Raw genomic sequence first — 15,779 nt, 5'->3', positions numbered from 1 at the left:
GGCAATGTCACCCGCTTTTTGTTGTTGAACGCCGCCAGACATGTCAGCGGTTCAACCTGTCCAGACGTGCGGTCACACTCAAACCATGCGCCTCAAGGCTCTCTGACGTGGCCAGACGTTCCGCAGCCGGACCAATGGCGCGCAGGGCATCCGGCGTCATCCGCGCCAGCGTGGTGCGCTTCATAAAGTCCAGAACCGACAGCCCGGATGAGAACCGCGCCGAGCGCGCTGTCGGCAATACATGATTGGGCCCGCCGATATAGTCCCCGATGGCCTCGGGCGTCCATTGGCCCAGAAAAATCGCGCCCGCATGGGTGATTTGCGCGCTCAGCGCGTCCGGGTCCGCCACGCAAAGCTCAAGGTGTTCAGGGGCAACGCGGTTGGAAAGCTCGGCCGCCACGCCAAGGTCGGGCACGATGATGATGGCCCCGAAATCGCGCCAGCTGGGGCCGGCAATATCGCGGCGTTCGAGTGTTTCCAGCCGTTTTTCAACGGCTTGCGCGACAGCCTGACCAAAGGACTGATCTGTGGTGATCAGGATGGATTGTGCGCTTTGATCGTGTTCGGCCTGTGACAGCAGATCAAGGGCGATCCAATCCGGATCATTGTCGCCATCGGCAATAATCAGGATTTCCGACGGACCAGCGATCATATCAATCCCCACCTTGCCGAAAACCCGGCGCTTGGCCGCGGCAACAAACGCATTTCCGGGGCCCGTGATCTTGTCCACAGGGGCGATGCTGTCGGTGCCATAGGCCAGTGCGGCCACGGCCTGCGCCCCGCCAATGCGGTACACCTCGTCAACGCCGGCAATCCGGGCGGCCATCAGGACCAGCGGGTTCAGCACGCCATCTGGCGTCGGCACCACCATGGCAAGGCGCTCTACCCCGGCAACTTTGGCCGGAATTGCATTCATCAGAACGGAGCTTGGATAGCTGGCAAGCCCGCCGGGCACATAAAGCCCCGCCGCGGATACGGGCGTCCAGCGCCAGCCAAGGGTTGCGCCGGCCTCGTCTGTCCATTCGGCGTCTTCGGGCAGTTGCCGTTCGTGATAGGCGCGGATGCGGGTGGCTGCCAGTTCAAGCGCGGCTTTGTCCTCGGGACCAACCGCGCCCACCGCCGTGGCGATTTCATCATCTGTGATGCGCAGGGTCTGCGGCGTCAGGGTCACGCGGTCAAATTTGGCGGTCAGGTCAATAACCGCGGCGTCCCCCTTGGCGCGGACGTCCGCAATGATCTGCGCCACCACCGCGTCAACGTCCGGGCTGTCTTCGCGCTTCGCATTCAACAGGGTTTGAAAGGCGGCTTCGAAATCGGGTGCCAAGGCATTTAGGGTAACGGGCATTTTCAGATCGCTCCGGGAGGGTGTTGATGCCGCCCCTTTCCAACCGCTGGTCACAGCGCGCAAATGAGAGGGAGGACAGTATTTAAAGCCAAAAAGAGAAGAAAGACGGCGTTATGCTAGTCGGGATGTCGGGGCAGTTTCTTTGACGGGGCGACATAGGGACGTGTGACATCCTTGAGCGTAACCTCAATGGCCTCGACGTTCAGACGGATGGCTCCATCTCCCGCAAGGGTCAGCGTCAGATGGCCCGAAGGCGCATCGGTTTCTTCAAAGCCCAGCGCCAGCAGCGAAAGGATGGTGTCGGCGTCCCCTTTGGGCACATCCTGACTGGCAACACCCTGAACGGTTTTGAACATCAGCACCGATTGCACCCGCTCGGGGGCATGGCGGCCCTGCCCCTGGTCTTCCCAACGCACTCGGTTCAGCAACAGTGCAAAGCGGCCTGACTTGGGCTCCCAACGCATCTCCGAGGCGGGGAATACTGCGTCCTGAACAAGCGACGAGATAACCTTGAGGTCTTCTGCATCCATCGCGCCAAGATTCAGCGGGGCCTCTGCACCATCCTCGAAACGGGCATCCTGGGTCATGTTTCTTTGATCCGTTCGATATCTGCGCCCACCCCGCGCAGCTTCGCAACAACATGTTCATAGCCGCGGTCAAGGTGGTAAACGCGGGCGACCTTGGTTTCACCCTCGGCAGCAAGCCCTGCAAGGATCAGCGAAACAGAAGCGCGCAGGTCGGTCGCCATCACGGGGGCCCCTTTCAGACGTTCCACACCGGTCACCGTGGCGGTGCCGCCCTGAACATCAATTTTTGCACCCATGCGCTCTAGTTCGGGGGCATGCATAAACCGGTTTTCAAAGATTTTCTCTTCCAGCACGGACGTACCTTCAGCGGTACAAAGAAGCGCCATCATCTGCGCCTGCAAATCGGTTGGAAACCCCGGGAACGGTTCGGTTGTCACGTCGACGGCGCGGATCCGGCCATTCTTGCGCGCCACTTTGAGGCCGCTGGCAGTTTCTGTCACCGCAATGCCTGCCGCGTCCAGTTTTTCGCAAAACGCCGACAATAAGTCGATGCGCCCGCCCAGCAGTTCAATTTCGCCGCCGCAGATCGCCGGGGCCAGCATATAAGTGCCCAGTTCGATCCGGTCCGTGACCACCTTATGTGTGGCCCCATGCAGGCTGTCGACGCCCTGAATGGTGATGGACGGGCTGCCATCTCCGTCGATCTGTGCCCCCATGGCGCGCAGGCAATCGGCAAGGTCTACGATTTCGGGCTCGCGCGCCGCATTGTTGATCACCGTGGTGCCCTTGGCCAAGGTGGCAGCCAGCATGATATTCTCCGTCGCCCCGACAGACGCAAAAGGAAAATCGATGACCGCGCCTTTAAGCCGTCCGCCCTGCGCCTTGGCATGCAGATACCCGTCGCGCAGTTCGATATCCGCCCCCATAAGGGTCAGCCCGTCTGTATGGATGTCCATGGGACGTGCGCCAATGGCGCACCCGCCGGGCAAAGATACTTCGGCATGGCCCTCGCGGGCCAGCAGTGGCCCCAATACAAGGTTGGATGCCCGCATCTTGCGCACGATATCATAATCAGCATGGGTGTTGATCGGCCCCTGACTGGACATCGCCAGCACTTTACCATCTTGCAGTGCAGAAACCTCGGTGCCCAAAGAACCCAGCAATTCCGTCATGGTGCGAATGTCACTCAGACGTGGCGCGTTGGTCAGCGTCAGCGGCTCTTCGCTCAGCAAGGTGGCGGGCATCAACGTGAGACAGGCATTTTTCGCCCCGGCAATCGGAATTGCGCCCTGCAGTTCCTTGCCGCCTCTGATCAGAATCGAATCCATGCTACTCGCTTTCCTCAATTGCCCCTTTGGGGTCTGTATTTGCCGCGGCCCTGCCACGTGCCTGTGCCTTACGCCGCCCCATATTTGCCTTCAGCGCAGCCTTAAGCCGCTCTTCACGCGCCTGCGCTTTGGTTTTGGGGATCGGGGGCGTTTTGGGCTGTGTCATGAGGCCTGTCTAACGCAGCGTTGCAAAAGGGTCCAGATTTCGGTTGCAGTGTTTTTGGTTTGCCGCTAATCAGCGCGCAGATCAGCGCTGTAGTAGCTCAGTGGTAGAGCGCGTCATTGGTAATGACGAGGTCGGGAGTTCAATCCTCCCCTACAGCACCAGATACCTACCACACATCCATACACGCTTGGGTAAGCATATTTGCCTACTTCCCGAATGATGACCGCCACGACCTGGCGGTCGGAGTGCGAACGAAACCGCCAAATCCAAAAACATAGGGACCCGACGCAATGGCGCGGGCCCCTTAGAAGATCGTTCACTCGTAAACATCACAACCTGACGCCGGTTGGATGACTACCCCATGCAATCGGAACATCAGACGGGTGCCCCCCCGCGACAGACCGGAGTCACCCCCATCAGTCGGAGTCACTCCCTGTTACTCTGATTTCGGAAGTTCAATTGACACATCGACATCTTTGGCGCCGGGTGCCTCTCCACCTAGGAAAAAGTAGCCGCCGACCGCAACGACCACCAGCAAGGCACCCACAAGAAACCAGCTACCACCACCGGTTGTTACAACTGTTGTATCTTTGCCAGCCATTTTTCGCTCCTTGGTATTAATTACTTGGAGTGATAACGGCCCAGTCACGCGATGGTTCCCGGACTTTTCGGATTTAGCTGTAAAACGGACCTCCACGTGAAGGCCCTTCTATCACTTAGCCCAAACTGCGCAGCAAATTTGCTGACGGATCCCCTGTCGGTTGCTGGCCGATACTGCTTTGATAGGCACTGATTGCCTTGCGGCTGTTGGGGCCGATTACGCCGTCGGATCCGCCGGTGTCGAAGCCGCGCGCGGTCAACCGTTGTTGCAGGCGCACACGGTCATCTTTCGTCAGCCCGTATTTATCCGGCGGAAAGCTGGCGCGGATCGGGCCACCGCCGGCGATACGGTCGGCCAAATGCCCCACCCCAATCGCGTAACTATCTGAATTATTATAGCGTTTGATGACGTTAAAATTGCTGGTCACGTTGAACCGCGGACCACCTGCCTGCGGCTGCAACATGCGTCCCTGCGGGGCACCATTGCCAATTTCGCCCCCCCATTTGCGCCCTTTGGTCCAACCGTTGCGCGCCAGATAAGCGGCGGTAGAAGCCAGCGAATCCGCCGGATTATCTGACCAGATATCGCGCCGGCCATCACCGTTAAAATCAACAGCAAAAGCTTGATAGGACGTCGGGATAAACTGGGTGTGCCCCATGGCCCCCGCCCATGATCCCTTTAACATGGCAGGGGTCGTATCCCCGCTTTGCAGGATTTTTAGCGCCGCGATCAGTTGTTTTTCAAAGAACACCCCGCGCCGCCCGTCAAAGGCCAGCGTCGAGGTGGCTGAAATCACCGGCACATCGCCACGCCGCTCACCATAAAAGCTCTCCAGCCCCCAGACCGCCGTGACAATTTCGGCATCAACGCCATATCGCTCCTCAACCGCCGCCAAAGTGCTGCGATGGCGGGCAAAGGCTGCGCGTCCCTTTGAGACCCGTTCATCCGAGGCGGCAATGGCCAGATAATCTTCGAGCGTGCGGGAGAATTCGGTCTGGTTGCGGTCTCGCTTGACCACGCCGGGCAGGTACCCGGTTCCGCGAAATGCAGACGACAGTGTACCGGGTGAAATGCCCCGCGCCAATGCGCGGCTGCGAAAGCCGGCGACCCATGCATCATAGGCCGCATTGCTAACAGGGCGTAGGTCGGCGGGCAATCCGCCGGAGGTTGTGCTGGCGCGCGGCCCAAGCGTGCCGCCCGTGGCGCAGGCGCTGAGGCCGAATGCACCGAGGCCCAAAAGGGTGGTTCTGCGTGAAAGGGTCATCTGCTCAGTTCCGATCTTGTTTTACCAGAGTCTAGCGGATGAAAAGCGTCGTGCAAGGCGGGGTTTGTCAGCGCGGGACGCGATCGGCGGAAATCCGGCAAATTACAACGAGGGCGCAAAGCCCAGTATCAACTGGCGCAAACCGATGGCCGCACCGATCAGAATGCAGATCAAGGTCAAAGGTGCGCTGAATGACAGGACGGAAAACGCCGACAGCCCTTGCCCGACACTGCAGCCCACCGCCACCACTGCGCCCGCCCCCATCAGCGCAGCACCCAAAATCTGGCGGCGCAATTCACGTGGATCATCACAGGCTTCCCAGCGAAAATGCCCTTTGATCACGCTGCCCAAAAACGCGCCAAGCAGCACACCCACAACAGAGCCGGTGCCAAAGCCCACGGTATTGCCAGACGCGGTCATCACATAGAGTATGGTTTCGCCAATCGGGGCAGAGAACGTATGGCTGACCACAGGGGTCGCATCAAAGCCGGTGTTCGCGACCCACTGCGTACCTGCCCAGCCTGACACGATGCTCAGGCCGGCAATCGCCCCCCAGAACACATGACCATAAGACTGGCGTAAACTGCGGTTCAGCAAGGTCACCGCCAAAATCACACAGCCGATCAGGACACCTGCGGCGTTCACGGATACGCCAGTGATCTGCGACACCCCATAGGCAAAGGTCGGAATCTTGCCTGCCGGTTCCGCCCCGCCGAAAAGCCAGATCCGCAAACCCGACAAGGGACCGCCCAGCGTGACATAGGCAGATATGCCCATGATCAGGATAATCAGCAAAGACCGCAAATCACCGCCGCCAACCCGCGCCAATGCCCCGTAGCCACAGTTACCAGCCAAAGCCATGCCATAGCCAAAGATCAGCCCACCGATGATGCTTTCTGCCGGGTTCCAGGCGCGTGTCAGGTACAAGGTCTGGCCCAAATCCAGCAAGCCGAGTGCCGAAAGGCCAAAGGTCCCGATCACTGCCACGCCAATTGCAACGCCCCACATCCGCAACCGCAATGTGTTTTCGCCGTAATACAAATCTTCGATGGCCCCCAGCGTGCAAAACCGTCCGATCCGCGCGGCCAGCCCCAAAAGCACGCCGCCAATCAGCCCGACAAGGGCAACAACAGCCGGTTCGGACACCATCTCATACATCGGAGCGGCCCGTCATATCGACCCTGTGCCAATCCGCCGCCGTCATTTGTCGCGGCAAAACAGATCATAGACGACTTCCATGATTTGCTTGGGGCGGTCGTCGGTCAGGCTGTAGTAAATCGTCTTGCCGTCACGGCGGGGCCGCACGAGCCCCTCAAGGCGCAAACGCGAAAGCTGTTGTGAAACGGCGGCCTGACGGGCGGACAGCAGGGTTTCCAACTCGGTCACCGATTTTTCACCCGAAGCAAGATGGCAAAGGATCATCAACCGCCCTTCATGGCTGATCGCCTTGAGGAAATTGGACGCATCCATGGCATTCTCTGCCATTTTGTCCATGTCTTCGGGGCACATGTTCACATCAAATACCGGCAGGCCCATTTTCTTCTCTCTTCTTGTCGTGCTTCTGGCCAATCGGGCCCTTTTTCCGGATTTAGCTGCTAAAATCGATTCTGGCATCCGACAACATTTTTTCGAGTATACCCCAAAAGAAATCCTCCCCGGAATACCCTTCGATCCGCGATATCTCTTTCCCGTCCACCATCAACACGAATGTCGGTGTGAATACCAACCTGCGCGCGAACTCTAGATCTTTCGGCACAGCCTCGTGAATATCAATGCGGCGCAGAGGTGCGGCCTTTCCGGCATCCGTCTTGGGATAGATCGACGCAATTTCTTCGTTCCACCGGGCACACCACATACAGCCCTTTTCTTCGACCATGACAAGCTGCGTACCAGCCGCCGCAGACCATGCCGAAGTAATAAGCAGCAAGAAGCCAAAAAGAAACGACCGGAAAGACATGCGAAATTGACCTTTGTTAATCAAATAACGTAATCTGAATGTGTGAATTAAACAAGAGCAGGACCCTGCCATGCTGGAAATCACCTTTGCCGGTGCTGCGTTTGCTGGCATTCTATCATTTCTCTCGCCGTGCATTCTGCCCATTGTGCCCTTTTACCTCAGCTATCTTGCCGGGATCGGCATGAACCAGATCACCGCCGATGCGCAGATCGACAACAGTATCCGCAATCGCGCGGTGCTGGCCGCCTGTTTCTTTGCCGCAGGCGTGATCACCATCTTTATGGGCCTCGGTGCCGCCGCAACCCTGTTTGGTCAAGTGGTGCGTGAATACTTTGACATCCTGCGCTGGATTGCAGCGGCGATAATCATCGCGATGGGGCTGCATTTTCTGGGCGTGATCCGTATCGGCATCCTGTACCGACAGCTGCGTGCAGATGGCGGCGGCACCTCCAACGTCAGTCTGCTGGGGGCCTATGTGATCGGGCTGGCCTTTGCCTTTGGCTGGACGCCCTGTGTCGGGCCGGTACTGGCTGCAATCCTGTTCACCGCTGCGGGGGCAGACACCGCGGCAACCGGCGCTTGGCTGTTGTTTGTCTACGGGCTGGGGATGACCGCGCCGTTCATTCTGGCCGCATTCTTTATCGGCCCGTTCATGCGCTGGATGACAGGGTTTCGCCGTCACCTTGGCACGATAGAAAAAGTTATGGGCGCGATGCTGATTGTCTTTGGTGTACTGATCGCGACCAATTCAATGAACTATATCGCACAATGGATGCTGGCTGTTGGGCCTGACATCGGCGTGCTGCGCTAGGAGAACACCAGATGAGACTTTTGATCGCTGCTTATGTCACCCTTGTTATGACCGTCGCAGCCTTTGCCGCCGAGCTGGGCGACGACGGGCTGCACAAGGCCCCGTGGATGCGCGACACTTTCAAAGACCTGTCCGAGGATCTGGCCGAAGCGACGGGCGAAGGCAAACGCCTTATGGTGATCATCGAACAGCGCGGCTGTATCTACTGCGAGAAGATGCACGAAGAGGTGTTTCCCGTGCCTGAAATCGCTGCATTTATCGAGGACAAGTTTTTCGTTGTGCAGATCAATATGTTTGGCGATGTCGAAGTAACCGATTTTGACGGCACTGCTCTGCCGGAAAAGGAAATGGTCAAGAAATGGGGGGCGCTGTTTACCCCGATGATTCTGTTTTTTCCCGAAGAGGTCGGTGCCGATACCCCCGCCTCACAGGCGGCGGTTGCGACAATGCCCGGTGCCTTTGGTCGGTACACGACTTTCAACATGCTGAACTGGGTTGTCGAAAAAGGTTATGATGGTGACGAAAGTTTCCAGAGATATCATGCACGTAAGTTCGCAGAGCAAAGCAAATAGCCCGCCGGGATTCTGCCAGCACCTGCCACCCTCAAATAATTCAAGTAGTTGAATTTGTTGTTGCGTGAACCGGTTACCCCGCGTTAGGGTAGCAAAATAAATACGTTTGGGAGGACGCATGAGGATTTCTGTCATTTCTGCCGCCGCGATGGGGCTTGCGGCCTCAGTGGCCTTTGCTGATGAGGTGCTGCCGACTGCCGTCAGCTTTGATGATGACGGCGCGGTTGCGCAGTCCTTGTCCGGTATGGCCGGTGATGCTGCGAACGGTCGCAAGATTGTCGGTGACAAAAAACAGGGCAATTGCGTGGCCTGTCACGAGGTCACCGATCTGTCCGACGTGCCATTCCATGGCGAAATCGGCCCGATGCTTGACGGTGCCGGCTCTCGCTGGTCCGAAGCCGAACTGCGCGGGATCGTGGCCAATGCCAAGGTGATGTTCGATGACAGCATGATGCCGTCCTTTTACAAAACCGAAGGGTTCATTCGTCCCGGCAACGCCTATACCGGCAAAGCGGCGGACGATACATTCGGTCCGCTTCTGACCGCACAGCAGATCGAAGATGTTGTGGCCTATCTGGTCACTCTCAAAGAATAGCCAATCCCAAGGTGCAACTGCCATTCCCCGCAAAAAGGGGTGGCCGGCCCATCGGGACATCCCGTTCATGCGGGAAAATCAGGAGTAAAAACATGGAATTCACGAGACGGAATGCAATCGCAATGGGGGCCGGTGCCTTGTTGGTCGCAGGTTTGCCAATGCGCGTATCCGCCGCAACAAGCGATGAAGCGATTGCCGCCTTTACCGGCGGAGCAGAAATCGGCACTGGCGACATCAAGCTGACCGCACCGGAAATTGCCGAAAACGGCAACACAGTACCAATCGAAGTGTCCTCCGGCACAGCGGTTGAAATTCTGGTGCTGGCCACCGGCAACCCGACACCCGGCGTCGCGACCTTCAGCTTTGGCAAGCTGGCCGCGTCCCGCTCTGCGTCGACACGCATCCGCCTTGCCGGCACACAGGATGTGGTCGCCGTTGCCAAACTGGAGGACGGTTCATTCGTTCAGGCCTCAAGCGCGGTAAAAGTCACAATCGGCGGCTGCGGCGGCTAAATCAGATACGAAGGAGAATTATCATGGCATCTGGTGTAAAACCCCGCGTCAAAGTTCCGAAAAAAGCGGCCGCTGGTGATGCGATCACCATCAAGACGCTGATCAGCCACAAAATGGAATCCGGTCAGCGCAAAGGGGACGATGGCAACCCGATCCCCCGTTCGATTATCAATCGTTTCACCTGTGACTTTAACGGTGAGAATGTCGTTGACGTAAAGATGGAGCCTGCAATCTCGACAAACCCGTACTTCGAATTCGAAGCGCTGGTACCCGAGGCCGGCGAATTCAAGTTCACGTGGTACGACGACGACGGCTCGATCTATGAAGAAACAAAATCAATCGCGATCGGCTGAATTAAAATCCTTGGGAGGGAAACCATGCGGAAATTGACAGGCGCCTTTCTGGCGACGCTGATGGCAACGTCCATCGCATCGGCAGACCCGGTTGATGACAACCTGATACTGAATGAAGAAACCGAAATCGTGACCCGCACTGCGGCACCGGCGCATCTTTCGGATGCTTTGGATGAAGTCATGTCAGGCTGGCTTTTCCGTGGCACGGAAACCCGCGCCATGCAGGCAGACGACTTTGACAACCCCGGCATGATTTTTGTCGAACAGGGGCAAGACGCCTGGAACACGGTAGACGGCTCTGAAGGCAAATCATGCGCCTCTTGTCACAACGACATGGACAGCATGGCCGGCGTCAAGGCGACCTATCCCAAGTGGAACGATGCAGCAGGCGAAGTGCGCACCTTGCAGATGCAGGTGAACGATTGTCGCGAGAACCGCATGGGCGCTGATCCTTGGAAATACGACAAGGGGGACGCGATCAACATGGAGGCAGCCCTGTCCGCCGTATCGCGCGGCCTGCCGGTGAATGTCGCAATCGACGGCCCGGCGCAGTCGACTTGGGAAAAAGGCAAGGAACTGTACTACACACGGACGGGCCAGCTTGAGCTGTCCTGTGCCAATTGCCACGAAGACAATTATGGCAACATGATCCGCGCCGACCACCTGAGCCAAGGCCAGATCAACGGCTTTCCCGTGTATCGTTTGAAAAACACCAAGCTGAACGGCGCACATTCACGTTTTAAAGGCTGTATCCGTGACACACGTGCCGAAACCTACAAACCCGGCAGCGCCGAATTCGTAGCTCTTGAGCTTTATGTCGCCTCCCGCGGCAACGGGTTGAGTGTCGAAGGCCCGTCGATCCGTAACTAATCAATTGGCCCCGCACCGGTGTTCCGGGCGGGGCCATTTTTACACCCAATCAATTCACAAATGCGCATATGTATGTGACATCAGGAGCCCACCATGATTTCTCGCCGTGATTTTTTACAGACCAGCATGGCAGCCGCTGCTCTTTATGGCGGTTCTGGTTTTGGCAACTGGGCGCGCCTTGCCGCGCAGCAATCGCTTACCCAGGACAAGCTGTTGGAGTTTGACACCTTTGGCAATGTCTCGCTGATCCATGTGACAGACATTCATGCCCAGCTGAAACCGATCTACTTCCGTGAACCATCCGTCAATATCGGTGTGGGTGGCAACAAGGGCGCGGTGCCCCATATCACCGGTGCCGATTTCCGCAAACTCTATGGCGTGGAAGACGGCAGCCCCTCGGCCTATGCGCTGACCCACGATGATTTTGCCTCGCTTGCCAAAGGATACGGCAAAGTTGGCGGGTTGGACCGTGTTTCAACCGTGGTCAATGCCATCCGCGCGGATCGCCCGGATGCCCTTTTGCTGGACGGCGGCGACACATGGCACGGCAGCTATACCTGCCACCAGACCCAAGGTCAGGACATGGTCAACGTGATGAACGCGCTGAAACCGGACGCGATGACCTTTCACTGGGAATTTACGTTGGGGTCCGATCGGGTGAATGAAATTGTCGAGGGCCTGCCCTTTGCCGCTCTTGGCCAGAATATTTTCGATGCCGAGTGGGACGAGCCGACAGACCTGTTCCCACCTTACAAGTTTTTCGAACGCGGCGGCGTCAAGATCGCCGTCATCGGTCAGGCCTTTCCTTATATGCCGATTGCCAACCCCGGCTGGATGTTCCCTGAATACTCTTTCGGTATCCGCGATGAACGGATGCAGGAAATGGTGAACGAAGTTCGCGCCGCCGGCGCCGAGCTGGTCGTTTGTCTTTCGCACAACGGCTTCGACGTGGACAAACAGATGGCTGGTAAAGTGAGTGGCATTGACGTGATCCTGTCAGGCCATACCCATGACGCGCTGCCCGAACCGGTGCTGGTGGGCGAAACCATCATCGTGGCTTCCGGCTCGAACGGTAAGTTCGTCAGCCGTGTTGATCTGGACGTGCGCGATGGGCGCATGATGGGGTTCCGCCACAAGCTGATCCCGATCTTTTCGGATGTGATCACGCCCGACGCCGCTGTAACCAAAGTCATTGATGAACAACGCGCCCCTTACGCCGATGCGCTGGCCGAGGTGATCGGCAAGACCGCAGACGACCAGACACTTTACCGCCGTGGCAATTTCAATGGCACATGGGATGATCTGATCTGTGACGCGCTGATCTCCGAGCGGGACGCCGATATTGCCCTGTCCCCCGGCGTGCGTTGGGGGCCATCGATTCTGCCCGGGCAGGATATCACCCGCCAGGACATCTGGAACGTTACCTCAATGAGCTATGGCGAGGCCTATCGCACGGAAATGACCGGCGAATTCCTGCATGTGGTGCTTGAGGATGTGGCCGACAACCTGTTCAACCCCGATCCCTATTACCAACAGGGCGGTGACATGGTGCGTGTCGGCGGCCTTGGCTACCGGATCGACGTGACCAAACCGCAGGGCGACCGGATCACTGAAATGACGCTGCTCAAGACCGGCGAGCTGATTGACCCAGCCAAGACTTATCAGATTGCCGGTTGGGCATCGGTCAACGAGGGCACAGAAGGGCCACCGATCTGGGATGTGGTCGAGGCGCATATCGCCAAACAGGGCACCATCTCTCTTGATCCAAACAACAGTGTGACAGTGGTCGGCAACTAGGCCAGGCTTCAAAACGGAGGCATCTGACATGTCAGATAATCGAACAGGAAACGGGACATCCCGTCGTGCATTCTTGCGGGGGGCAGCAGCAGCAGGCGCGGGCGCATTGAGCGCAACAGCCGCCAAGGCGCAGAGCCCTGATCCTCTTATTACCGAGGTCCAACCCTGGGCACAGGAATTCGGCGACGGGGTGGATGCCACCCCCTACGGCTTGCCAATCGAACACGAGGGTGACGTGATCCGGCGCAATGTAGAGTGGCTGACGGCCGATACGGTCAGTTCAATCAACTTTACGCCCATCCACGCGCTGGATGGGACAATCACCCCGCAAGGCTGTGCCTTTGAACGCCACCATTCCGGTGCCATTGATTTGCGCAAGGAAGACTACCGTTTGATGCTGAACGGTCTGGTCGACACGCCAATGGTGTTTTCCTACGCCGATCTTGAACGCTTTCCGCGCGAAAACCACGTCTATTTCTGCGAATGCGCCGCGAATACTGGCATGGAATGGGCCGGTGCCCAGCTGAACGGTGCGCAATTTACCCACGGTATGATCCACAACATGGAATACACCGGTGTGCCCCTGCGCACCCTGCTGGAAGAGGCCGGGCTGGATACGGCAGGTGACCTCAAGAACAAATGGATCTTTGTCGAAGGTGCCGATGCCTCGTCCAACGGGCGGTCGATCCCGATGGAAAAGGCGCTGGATGATTGCCTGATTGCCTTCAAAGCCAATGGCGAGGCCCTGCGCAAAGAACACGGTTATCCTGTGCGCCTTGTTGTGCCCGGTTGGGAAGGCAACATGTGGGTCAAATGGATCCGCCGGATCGAGGTGATGGACGGCCCCGTCGAAAGCCGCGAAGAAACCTCAAAATATACCGATGTTCTGGAAAACGGCATCGCGCGGAAATGGACTTGGGCGATGGATGCAAAATCCGTTGTGACCAGCCCCAGCCCGCAGGCACCGATCACCCACGGCAAGGGGCCACTGGTGATTACCGGTCTGGCGTGGTCCGGTCGCGGCGCGATCACCCGCGTGGATGTCTCCAAAGACGGTGGCATGACATGGGAAACCGCAAGGCTGGCCAAACCCGGTGAAAAAATGGCCCTGACCCGTTTCTATCTGGATACGGAATGGGACGGCAGCGAAATGATACTGCAAAGCCGTGCAATGGATGACACCGGTTACATCCAGCCAACCAAAGCGCAGCTGCGCGAAGTGCGCGGCCTGAATTCGATCTACCACAATAACTGCATCCAGACATGGCTGGTGCGCAGCAACGGCGAGGCGGAAAATGTCGAAGTTTCTTAAATCAACCGCACTGGCAGGTGCCCTTGCCCTGACGGCCGTCCCTGCCCTCGCAGAAAAATTTGGCCTCGGACGTGCAGCCCTGCCCGATGAGATTGCCGCATGGGATGGGGACATCCGCCCTGACGGCACCGGATTGCCAGTTGGCTCTGGTGATGCACTGATCGGGGAAGAGATTTTTGCCACCCAATGTGCGGCTTGTCACGGTGACTTTGCCGAAGGTATCGACAACTGGCCCAAACTGGCCGGTGGCGCAGACACACTGGATCACGAGGACCCGTTAAAAACAGTCGGTTCTTACTGGCCTTATCTTTCAACCGCTTTTGACTACATCAAACGGTCAATGCCCTATGGCAATGCCGGCACCCTGAGTGACGATGACGTCTATTCGATTGTTGCCTATATCCTGTATTCAAACGATCTGATCGAAGATGACTTTGTGCTTTCAAACGAAAGTTTTTTCGACGTCGACATGCCCAATGCGGATGGCTTCATTCTCGATAACCGTGCCGAAACCGAATACAGCAAATGGACCGGCGAACCCTGCATGGAAAATTGCAAGTCAGAGGTCAAAGTGACGATGCGGGCCAGGGTTCTGGACGTAACGCCGCAAGAAGAGACCGCGGTCGCAGACAGCGAGGAAGCTCAACCAGTTGAGGTTGCCGCAACCAGCGCGGCAGCCCCGGCAGAGGAAACCGCAGCGGTAGAAACCGTTGCCGCATTTGACGCCGATCTGGCAGAAAAGGGCGAGAAAGTATTCAAGAAATGCAAATCCTGCCACCAACTGGGCGCGGGTGCCAAGAACCGCACCGGTCCGATCCTGACCGGGATCGTCGGGCAGGCCGCTGGTGCTGTTGAGGGGTTCAAATACTCCAAACCAATGCAGGCCGCCGGCAAGGATGGTCTGCTCTGGACAGAGGGCGAACTTGCCGCGTTTCTGGCCAAACCCAAGAAATACATGAAGGGCACAAAAATGTCCTTTGCGGGCCTCAAGAAAGAAGCGGATCAGGCCGCAGTGATCGAATACCTCAAGTCGGTTACGGAATAGCGGAATGCGCTGGCCCCTCCAATCCGCCCTCAGCCTTGCCGCCATCTGCGCGGCAGGGATGGCATGGTCGAACGAATTGGGTGACCCGGAAAAAGGGGCCGATGTTTTTCGCAAATGCACTTCCTGCCACGAAATAGGTGAAGGTGCCAAGAACCGCGTCGGACCGCATCTAAACGGAATCTTTGGGCGGCCAGCGGGTGCTGTGGCGGATGTTAAATACTCCAAAAGCATGATCCGCGCCGGTGACGACGGGCTGATCTGGACGGAAAAGACCCTTGATGCCTATATTGAAAACCCCAAGGCGCTGATCTCGAAAACCAGAATGAGCTTTCGCGGGATCAAAGACATTGAGGAGCGCTCGCATCTGCTGGCCTATCTGCGTGCCTATTCGGACAATCCGTCAGACATCCCCGAAGCAGAACCCACCGCGACCGGCACCGATCACGATCTGGATCCTGCGATCCTCGCCATTCAGGGCGATCCAGAGTATGGTGAATATCTCGCCAGCGAATGCACGACCTGCCACCAAAGCAGCGGTGCCAATGACGGCATCCCCGGTATTTCCGGATGGCCGACGCAAGATTTTGTCGTCGCCATGTATGCTTATAAACGCAAGCTCAGACCACATCCCGTCATGCAAATGATGGCCGGGCGCCTGTCTGACGAAGAGGTTGCAGCGATTGCTGCGTATTTTAGGGACCTCGAATAAGCGGGGCCACATCGG

19 protein-coding genes and 1 tRNA gene are annotated in these 15,779 nt (G+C 57.7%); 11 read left to right on the top strand and 9 right to left on the bottom strand.

Annotation, left to right across the window (positions count from 1 at the left end):
• Nucleotides 1-43 precede the first annotated feature (43 nt).
• From hisD to HKX44_RS15655, 4 genes are all read right to left on the bottom strand, one after another.
• The gene (hisD, locus tag HKX44_RS15670) at nt 44-1,345 is read right to left on the bottom strand and encodes a histidinol dehydrogenase (protein WP_276152311.1); all 1,302 of its coding nucleotides are present in this window, start codon (nt 1,343-1,345) and stop codon (nt 44-46) included.
• Between the two features lie 116 nt (nt 1,346-1,461).
• Complete coding sequence (locus HKX44_RS15665) at nt 1,462-1,932, bottom strand: DUF2948 family protein (protein ID WP_276152310.1); 471 nt, start codon at nt 1,930-1,932, stop codon at nt 1,462-1,464.
• The gene (gene murA, locus HKX44_RS15660; protein WP_276152309.1) at nt 1,929-3,200 is read right to left on the bottom strand and encodes a UDP-N-acetylglucosamine 1-carboxyvinyltransferase; all 1,272 of its coding nucleotides are present in this window, start codon (nt 3,198-3,200) and stop codon (nt 1,929-1,931) included. Before murA ends, HKX44_RS15665 begins: the two co-directional genes overlap by 4 nt.
• 1 nt (nt 3,201) lies before the next feature.
• Entirely contained in the window at nt 3,202-3,366 is a 165-nt protein-coding gene (locus tag HKX44_RS15655) for a hypothetical protein (RefSeq protein WP_276152308.1), read from the bottom strand.
• A gap of 86 nt (nt 3,367-3,452) precedes the next feature.
• Here HKX44_RS15655 and HKX44_RS15650 point away from each other — a divergent pair.
• Nucleotides 3,453-3,527: transfer RNA gene (locus tag HKX44_RS15650), tRNA-Thr, on the top strand.
• Nucleotides 3,528-3,802: 275 nt separating this feature from the next.
• Here HKX44_RS15650 and HKX44_RS15645 read toward each other — a convergent pair.
• The 5 genes from HKX44_RS15645 to HKX44_RS15625 all read right to left on the bottom strand — a co-directional run bounded on the left by HKX44_RS15645 (nt 3,803) and on the right by HKX44_RS15625 (nt 7,188).
• A complete protein-coding gene (locus HKX44_RS15645; protein ID WP_276152307.1) occupies nt 3,803-3,967 on the bottom strand; it encodes a hypothetical protein in 165 nt (54 codons plus the stop codon).
• Nucleotides 3,968-4,082: 115 nt separating this feature from the next.
• Nucleotides 4,083-5,231, bottom strand: a complete 1,149-nt coding sequence (locus HKX44_RS15640; protein WP_276152306.1) for a lytic murein transglycosylase — start codon at nt 5,229-5,231, stop codon at nt 4,083-4,085.
• 102 nt (nt 5,232-5,333) lie between these two features.
• Entirely contained in the window at nt 5,334-6,389 is a 1,056-nt protein-coding gene (locus HKX44_RS15635; RefSeq protein WP_276152305.1) for a YeeE/YedE family protein, read from the bottom strand.
• Nucleotides 6,390-6,431: 42 nt separating this feature from the next.
• Nucleotides 6,432-6,767 carry a metalloregulator ArsR/SmtB family transcription factor gene (locus HKX44_RS15630; protein WP_276152304.1) on the bottom strand — a complete coding sequence of 112 codons (336 nt, stop codon included), beginning with the start codon at nt 6,765-6,767 and terminating at the stop codon, nt 6,432-6,434.
• Nucleotides 6,768-6,819: 52 nt separating this feature from the next.
• Nucleotides 6,820-7,188: a hypothetical protein gene (locus HKX44_RS15625; RefSeq protein WP_276152303.1), complete on the bottom strand. Its 369-nt coding sequence runs from the start codon at nt 7,186-7,188 to the stop codon at nt 6,820-6,822.
• 70 nt (nt 7,189-7,258) lie between these two features.
• Between HKX44_RS15625 and HKX44_RS15620 the strand changes: the two genes are divergently transcribed.
• From HKX44_RS15620 to HKX44_RS15575, 10 genes are all read left to right on the top strand, one after another.
• Nucleotides 7,259-7,999, top strand: a complete 741-nt coding sequence (locus HKX44_RS15620; RefSeq protein ID WP_276152302.1) for a cytochrome c biogenesis protein CcdA — start codon at nt 7,259-7,261, stop codon at nt 7,997-7,999.
• An 11-nt stretch (nt 8,000-8,010) separates the two neighbouring features.
• Nucleotides 8,011-8,571, top strand: a complete 561-nt coding sequence (locus HKX44_RS15615; RefSeq protein ID WP_276152301.1) for a thioredoxin family protein — start codon at nt 8,011-8,013, stop codon at nt 8,569-8,571.
• A 118-nt stretch (nt 8,572-8,689) separates the two neighbouring features.
• Nucleotides 8,690-9,166, top strand: coding sequence for a sulfur oxidation c-type cytochrome SoxX (soxX, locus tag HKX44_RS15610; protein ID WP_276152300.1), 477 nt, complete (start codon nt 8,690-8,692; stop codon nt 9,164-9,166).
• Nucleotides 9,167-9,258: 92 nt separating this feature from the next.
• Nucleotides 9,259-9,678 carry a thiosulfate oxidation carrier protein SoxY gene (gene soxY / locus HKX44_RS15605; protein ID WP_276152299.1) on the top strand — a complete coding sequence of 140 codons (420 nt, stop codon included), beginning with the start codon at nt 9,259-9,261 and terminating at the stop codon, nt 9,676-9,678.
• A gap of 23 nt (nt 9,679-9,701) precedes the next feature.
• The gene (gene soxZ / locus HKX44_RS15600) at nt 9,702-10,031 is read left to right on the top strand and encodes a thiosulfate oxidation carrier complex protein SoxZ (RefSeq protein ID WP_276152298.1); all 330 of its coding nucleotides are present in this window, start codon (nt 9,702-9,704) and stop codon (nt 10,029-10,031) included.
• A 24-nt stretch (nt 10,032-10,055) separates the two neighbouring features.
• Entirely contained in the window at nt 10,056-10,901 is an 846-nt protein-coding gene (gene soxA / locus HKX44_RS15595; protein WP_276152297.1) for a sulfur oxidation c-type cytochrome SoxA, read from the top strand.
• A gap of 93 nt (nt 10,902-10,994) precedes the next feature.
• The gene (gene soxB / locus HKX44_RS15590; protein WP_276152296.1) at nt 10,995-12,698 is read left to right on the top strand and encodes a thiosulfohydrolase SoxB; all 1,704 of its coding nucleotides are present in this window, start codon (nt 10,995-10,997) and stop codon (nt 12,696-12,698) included.
• A gap of 28 nt (nt 12,699-12,726) precedes the next feature.
• Nucleotides 12,727-14,010 carry a sulfite dehydrogenase gene (soxC, locus tag HKX44_RS15585; RefSeq protein WP_276152295.1) on the top strand — a complete coding sequence of 428 codons (1,284 nt, stop codon included), beginning with the start codon at nt 12,727-12,729 and terminating at the stop codon, nt 14,008-14,010.
• On the top strand, nt 13,994-15,055 hold the full coding sequence (locus HKX44_RS15580) for a c-type cytochrome (protein WP_276152294.1): 1,062 nt from the start codon (nt 13,994-13,996) through the stop codon (nt 15,053-15,055). Before soxC ends, HKX44_RS15580 begins: the two co-directional genes overlap by 17 nt.
• A 4-nt stretch (nt 15,056-15,059) precedes the next feature.
• Nucleotides 15,060-15,764: a c-type cytochrome gene (locus HKX44_RS15575; RefSeq protein ID WP_276152293.1), complete on the top strand. Its 705-nt coding sequence runs from the start codon at nt 15,060-15,062 to the stop codon at nt 15,762-15,764.
• Nucleotides 15,765-15,779: the final 15 nt, after the last annotated feature.

It is taken from the genome of Sulfitobacter sp. M05, assembly GCF_029285175.1.
In the GTDB taxonomy this organism is placed as follows: Bacteria; Pseudomonadota; Alphaproteobacteria; order Rhodobacterales; family Rhodobacteraceae; genus Sulfitobacter.
This window is presented reverse-complemented; position numbering and strand designations above follow the sequence as displayed.

Excerpts from the sequence above, each read along its gene's own strand:
- hisD (WP_276152311.1), bottom strand. The coding sequence starts at position 1,345 with ATGCCCGTTACCCTAAATGCCTTGGCACCCGATTTCGAAGCCGCCTTT.
- HKX44_RS15665 (WP_276152310.1), bottom strand. The coding sequence starts at position 1,932 with ATGACCCAGGATGCCCGTTTCGAGGATGGTGCAGAGGCCCCGCTGAAT.
- murA (WP_276152309.1), bottom strand. The coding sequence starts at position 3,200 with ATGGATTCGATTCTGATCAGAGGCGGCAAGGAACTGCAGGGCGCAATT.
- HKX44_RS15655 (WP_276152308.1), bottom strand. The coding sequence starts at position 3,366 with ATGACACAGCCCAAAACGCCCCCGATCCCCAAAACCAAAGCGCAGGCG.
- HKX44_RS15645 (WP_276152307.1), bottom strand. The coding sequence starts at position 3,967 with ATGGCTGGCAAAGATACAACAGTTGTAACAACCGGTGGTGGTAGCTGG.
- HKX44_RS15640 (WP_276152306.1), bottom strand. The coding sequence starts at position 5,231 with ATGACCCTTTCACGCAGAACCACCCTTTTGGGCCTCGGTGCATTCGGC.
- HKX44_RS15635 (WP_276152305.1), bottom strand. The coding sequence starts at position 6,389 with ATGTATGAGATGGTGTCCGAACCGGCTGTTGTTGCCCTTGTCGGGCTG.
- HKX44_RS15630 (WP_276152304.1), bottom strand. The coding sequence starts at position 6,767 with ATGGGCCTGCCGGTATTTGATGTGAACATGTGCCCCGAAGACATGGAC.
- HKX44_RS15625 (WP_276152303.1), bottom strand. The coding sequence starts at position 7,188 with ATGTCTTTCCGGTCGTTTCTTTTTGGCTTCTTGCTGCTTATTACTTCG.
- HKX44_RS15620 (WP_276152302.1), top strand. The coding sequence starts at position 7,259 with ATGCTGGAAATCACCTTTGCCGGTGCTGCGTTTGCTGGCATTCTATCA.
- HKX44_RS15615 (WP_276152301.1), top strand. The coding sequence starts at position 8,011 with ATGAGACTTTTGATCGCTGCTTATGTCACCCTTGTTATGACCGTCGCA.
- soxX (WP_276152300.1), top strand. The coding sequence starts at position 8,690 with ATGAGGATTTCTGTCATTTCTGCCGCCGCGATGGGGCTTGCGGCCTCA.
- soxY (WP_276152299.1), top strand. The coding sequence starts at position 9,259 with ATGGAATTCACGAGACGGAATGCAATCGCAATGGGGGCCGGTGCCTTG.
- soxZ (WP_276152298.1), top strand. The coding sequence starts at position 9,702 with ATGGCATCTGGTGTAAAACCCCGCGTCAAAGTTCCGAAAAAAGCGGCC.
- soxA (WP_276152297.1), top strand. The coding sequence starts at position 10,056 with ATGCGGAAATTGACAGGCGCCTTTCTGGCGACGCTGATGGCAACGTCC.
- soxB (WP_276152296.1), top strand. The coding sequence starts at position 10,995 with ATGATTTCTCGCCGTGATTTTTTACAGACCAGCATGGCAGCCGCTGCT.
- soxC (WP_276152295.1), top strand. The coding sequence starts at position 12,727 with ATGTCAGATAATCGAACAGGAAACGGGACATCCCGTCGTGCATTCTTG.
- HKX44_RS15580 (WP_276152294.1), top strand. The coding sequence starts at position 13,994 with ATGTCGAAGTTTCTTAAATCAACCGCACTGGCAGGTGCCCTTGCCCTG.
- HKX44_RS15575 (WP_276152293.1), top strand. The coding sequence starts at position 15,060 with ATGCGCTGGCCCCTCCAATCCGCCCTCAGCCTTGCCGCCATCTGCGCG.